Annotated in this window: 5 protein-coding genes; all 5 read left to right on the forward strand. The window is 71.8% G+C overall.

What is annotated here, in order from left to right:
* Positions 1-242 precede the first annotated feature (242 nt).
* Positions 243-947, forward strand: a complete 705-nt coding sequence (locus AC5LSR_RS17455) for an NUDIX hydrolase (protein WP_250285627.1) — start codon at positions 243-245, stop codon at positions 945-947.
* On the forward strand, positions 944-1,192 hold the full coding sequence (locus AC5LSR_RS17460; protein ID WP_250285621.1) for a hypothetical protein: 249 nt from the start codon (positions 944-946) through the stop codon (positions 1,190-1,192). The genes AC5LSR_RS17455 and AC5LSR_RS17460 overlap by 4 nt, the downstream gene beginning before the upstream one ends.
* Positions 1,193-1,426: 234 nt before the next feature.
* Positions 1,427-2,893: a helix-turn-helix domain-containing protein gene (locus AC5LSR_RS17465; RefSeq protein ID WP_250285622.1), complete on the forward strand. Its 1,467-nt coding sequence runs from the start codon at positions 1,427-1,429 to the stop codon at positions 2,891-2,893.
* 16 nt (positions 2,894-2,909) lie between these two features.
* Positions 2,910-3,881, forward strand: a complete 972-nt coding sequence (locus AC5LSR_RS17470) for an NAD-dependent epimerase/dehydratase family protein (protein WP_250285623.1) — start codon at positions 2,910-2,912, stop codon at positions 3,879-3,881.
* Positions 3,882-4,432: 551 nt separating this feature from the next.
* On the forward strand, positions 4,433-4,738 hold the full coding sequence (locus AC5LSR_RS17475; protein ID WP_250290348.1) for a hypothetical protein: 306 nt from the start codon (positions 4,433-4,435) through the stop codon (positions 4,736-4,738).
* Positions 4,739-5,055 lie beyond the last annotated feature (317 nt).

Here is a 5,055-nt window from a genome sequence, read left to right on the forward strand (position 1 = left end):
CCGGCTCGTCCGGCCCGTCCCGCCCGGGCCGTTGCGCGGGTTTGCCCGGCGCCGCCGTCCCGGGCCGGACGGCGGGTCAGCGCCCCCGCCGGCGTGGCCAGGCCGCACACTGGGGCATCGTGAGACCTGTCATGTCGAACGAGACCCCGCTCGGTGGGGACCCCGTGGACAGCGTCCCCACGGACAGGGCCGGGGCGGGCCGGGCGCGGGCGGGCCGGGGCTACGCGCGGCGGGCCCCGGACATGCTCGTGAACGGGCCGTCCCCGATCGCGGTCACTGTCGATGTCGTCCTGCTGACGCTGCGTTCCGGGCAGCTCTGCGTACTGGTCACCCAGCGGGACGCGCCGCCGTTCCAGGACGACTGGGCGCTGCCCGGTGGCTTCGTCCGGGTGGACGAGGACCTGGACGCCTCGGCCCGCCGGCAGCTCGCCGAGGGGACCGGGGTCGCCGCGTCCGGCCATCTTGAGCAGCTGCGCACCTACGGACGGCCGGACCGCGACCCGCGGGCGCGGGTCGTCAGCGTGGCCTACCTCGCCCTGCTCCCGAACCTGCCGCCCCCGCCGGGAACCGACCGCGACGGGCCGACGGCCCGCTGGTGGCCGGTGGAGGACCTGGGCTCCGCGGACGGCCCGGTCCTCGCCTTCGACCATCCGACGATCGTCGCCGACGGCGTGGAACGGGCCCGCAGCAAGCTGGAGTACACCCCGCTCGCCGCCGCCTTCTGCGAGGAGCCGTTCACCCTGGCCGAGCTGCGCCGCGTCTATGAGGCGGCCTGGGGCGCCCCGCTCGACCCGCCCAACTTCCGCCGCAAGGTGCTGTCGACCTCTGGCTTCGTGGTGCCGGTCGGCGCCCGCGCGGCGCCCCGCGGCGGGGGGCGCCCGGCCGAGCTGTACCGGCGGGGCTCCGCCACGGCCCTGCACCCACCACTGTTGCGCCGTTCCGTGTGAACGACGCCACCATCTCCCCGGGATCATCTGCGATCATCGTTGACGTGCATCCCGACGCCAGTAACGCAGGCATATTTCTCGTCGTCGTCGGTGGCGCCCTGTTCGCGCTGCTGGTGTGGGGCCGCCGCGTCGGCGGCGGTGCCGCGCGTGAGATCTGGGGCCGGCTGGGCCTTCTTCGCTGGATCATCGCACTGATCGTCGTCGTGATCTTTTTTGATCTCGCCGACGGCGTCGTGAACAGATGATCCACCCAACCGGAAACCTCGGACGGCTGAAGAACCGGCGGCCGGCCGGCCCGCGACACCCGCTCGCCCGGCCCGGATACGCGCAATAGATTGTCAGCGGAACGTGTGATTCACTTCACCGCAAGCAACATTTTCGCTGTACCGGAAGCGACCATTTTGTGGCTATGCGCGGTCGATCGACCGACTAGTTATGCTCACTTCCAGTAACCCCGAAGCCGGATGAAAGGACCGCGGGTGACTGGTCAGCCATGGCTGTGGACGCCGCCGCACCAGACGACGCGATCGACCGGCGTGGGACTCCTTCTCCGCTCCTACCGGCAGACGTTCGGCCTTACCCAGCAGCAGCTCGCCGAACGGCTCGGCTTCGACCAGTCCTACGTTTCCAAGGTCGAAAGCGGCCGGCGGGTTATTCACGACATCTCCACGCTGCGTCACATCGCCCGCCGGCTGTCGCTGTCCCCGGAGGACGTGGGCCTGGCCGCGGGCTCCCTGGCCGAGAGCCGCCGGGACGCCGCCCCCACCGACCCGCTGGACGAGCGGATCGCGGCCAGCCAGCGCACCTGGCGGCTGACACGCGACCACCTCAACCACCACCGGATCAGCCTGGCCCGGGCCACCGCCGGCCTGTACCCACAGCCCCACCGGCTCGGCAACGGCCTGCTGACCCGGCCCGATTGGATGTGGGACGAGCCGGTCGACCTCGCCGACATCGAACTGGAGTGGTCCGACGCGCTCCCCGCACCGACGGTGTCGGGAGCGGGCACCGACACCGAGCATCTGCGTCCGCTGACCGACGGCGGGGCCGCCTTCGGGACCTACACCCGGGCCATGCGCGATCTCGACCGGCCCACGCTCTTCGAGAACCGCCTGAGCTTCCGCATGCTTGAGGCCACCCGCGCCGGGCAGCGCGGGCCACGGCTGGCCTTCGGCCACACCACCTACTTCGACGCCCTCGACGTGTGCGAGTCGGTCGCCCATGAGACGGCCGCGGCCATGCTCGGCGGCGGGCTGTCCTGGCCGGCGCTGCCGTTGCGGCGCCGGATCGGCGACCCGTTCGACCTGGGCCAGCGGGTCGTCCTGCCGTCCATCAACACCCTGACCATCCGGCACGACCAGAGCCGGGCGAGCTTCATGCTGCACCGCCGCAGCGCCGGCTCGGTGGCGACCGCGGGCGGGGTCTACCACGTGCTGCCGGCCGGGGTGTTCCAGCCCTCCGGGATCTCCCCGTGCCACCACGAGGCCGACTTCGACCTCTGGCGCAACATCATGCGCGAGCTGAGCGAGGAGCTGCTCGGCAACGCCGAGCACGACGGCAGCAGCTCCTCCCTGATCGACTACGACGGCGACGAGCCGTTCCGCTCCCTGCAGCGGGCCCGGCGCGCCGGCCGGGTCCGCGCCTGGTGCTTCGGCATGGGCGTCGACGCGCTCACGCTCTTCGGTGAGATCCTCACGGTCGTGGTCGTGGACGCCGACGTCTTCGACTCGCTGTTCGCCGGGATGGTCCCGGTCAACGCCGAGGGCTCCGTGGTCACCACCGGCCCGCACCGGCGGGCGTCGGAGGGCATCCCGTTCACCCACGCGGCCGTCCGCCGGCTGATCGAACACGAACCGCTCGCGCCCTCGGCCGCGGCCTGCCTGGAGCTCGCATGGCGCCATCGCGGGACGCTGCTGCCCGGGCTGCGCATGCGGGCCGCGTCCTGACGGCCCCGTCGACATCGTGCGTGTTCTTGTCACCGGCGCGGCCGGTTTCGTCGGTGGGGCCGTCACCGACGCCCTCGCCGCGGCCGGGCATCGGGTGACCGCGCTCGTCCACTCCGGAGGATCGTGCCCGCGGCTCGCGTCGGAGGCGGAGATCGTCGTCGCCGACCTGGTGGACGTCCGCGCGCTCGAGCTCGCCCGGCTCGACCGCGGGTTCGACGCGGTCTGCCATCTCGCCGCCCTGACCCGGGTGCGCGAGTCCCGGTACGACCCGCTGCGGTACTTCGCGGTGAACGTGACGGGCACCGCGAACCTGCTGCGGCTGCTCGAACGCGGCACCGAGGCCACCGGGACCGCGCCGGTCGTCGTCCTGGGGTCGACCGGCGCCGTCTACGGCACGCCGGAGACCCAGCCCATCCCGGAGAGCACGTCCCCGGCGCCGACCCACCCCTACGGGGCCTCCAAGCTCGCCGCCGAGCAGCTCGTCGTCCACCAGGCCGCGACCGGCGGGATCGGCGCGGTGGTGCTGCGCTCCTTCAACGTCGCGGGCGCCGCGGGCCGGCACCTCGACAACGACGAGAGCCGGATCATCCCGGCGGCGCTGGCGGTGGCCGCCGGGTGCCGCGAGTCCTTCGGTGTCAACGGGGACGGGGCGGTGATCCGCGAGTACGTGCACGTGGCCGACATGGCCGACGCGTATCTCGCGGCCCTGGACGCCGTCCGGCCCGGCCACAGCAGGATCTTCAACGTCGGTACCGGCCTCGGGGTCAGCGTCACCGACGTCCTCGACGCGGTGGAGCGAGTCACCGGCCGCGCCGTGCGACGGGTACACCGCCCGCCGGCGGCGGAGCCGCCCGTGCTCGTGGCGGACAGCCGGCGTATCCGGGCGGAGCTGGGCTGGCAGGGCAGCCGCTCGACCATCGACCGGATCGTCGCCGACGCCTGGGACGCGGCGGCCTCACGGGCGTCCACCACCGCCACGTCCAGGTGACCGCGCGTCCGGCGGCACCGCTCGGCTTCCTCCGCTCCCCCGGCCTCTCCCGGCCCGTCGGCGTCCCCGCCTCTTCGGCCGTCCCCGCCTCTATCGGCCGGTCCTGTCTCTTCGGCCGGTCCTTCGACAGCCCTCGACCGGGCGGACCAATGGCGACAAATACGCTATAGAAATGTCACTCATGGTGACTCGCGAGGCGGGTTACCGCGTTCAGGGGTCCTACGGCCCCATGGACGGGCATCATGGACCTGCGGCGATGGCCATGGCGGCCCCGTCGACGCGCCCGGTCTGGAGCTTCGACGTCGCGGCTTCGTGTCGAGACTCAAGCGGCACGGTCTTCTGGTCACCAACGTCCGCCGCCGGCCACGGAGCTGTCGTTCATACGGCTATGACCCGTCGTCCTTGGACGAAACCGGTGGTTCTACTCGAACCTGGACATAACATAGTCCCGCGGGCCTGGATACGCGCACGAAAGATACGAGAACACGGCAGATACGGGAACACGGCCTCCGGCGCGCCCGGAGGCATCCAGATCAGTGAAGGAGACGCCCGTGGGCCGTCCATACCATGTCTACGACTACGACGGGGAGCATCTGGGCTCGTTCGCGACGTGGGACGCCGCGCACGACTGGGCCCACCTGCAGGCGGCGCTGGGCGGGGTACTCGCGCCCCTGGAGGTCGAGGACCGCCGCAACCGGGTCGGCCGGCGGCTGTGGGCGGAACGCTGTGAGTCCACCCGTTGGCAACAGGCCAGGCAGGACTATGACATCGACGACATCGGCAGCATTCACGGATGTGTCACGAGAAGTCCTGCCATGCTCGCACTTGCCCCACCTCAACAGCGACGCCCCGTCTGACCTCGTTCATCCGTACCCGGCCCATCCGTACCCGGACATCACCGCGGTGATGCCCAGCCCATCCGGCTGAACAGCTCCACGACGTCATCCACCGGCCATCCATCCGACCGGCGAAAGGCCCCGCGCCCGGGTGCGGATGCCCGCGCGAGGCAGTCAGGCATCACGAACCACACCCACCACGAACCAGCGGCCAGCCATCGCAGGCGCCCTCGGCACGGCCGACGCGGCAGGCATTCATACGGGGCACTAAGCTGACCTACGCTGATCGGGGCAGGTCGCCCGCGCCGGAACCGACGTCTGTCGGGCGGTCACCACAG

This window comes from Protofrankia sp. CiP1_Cm_nod4, from assembly GCF_982290645.1.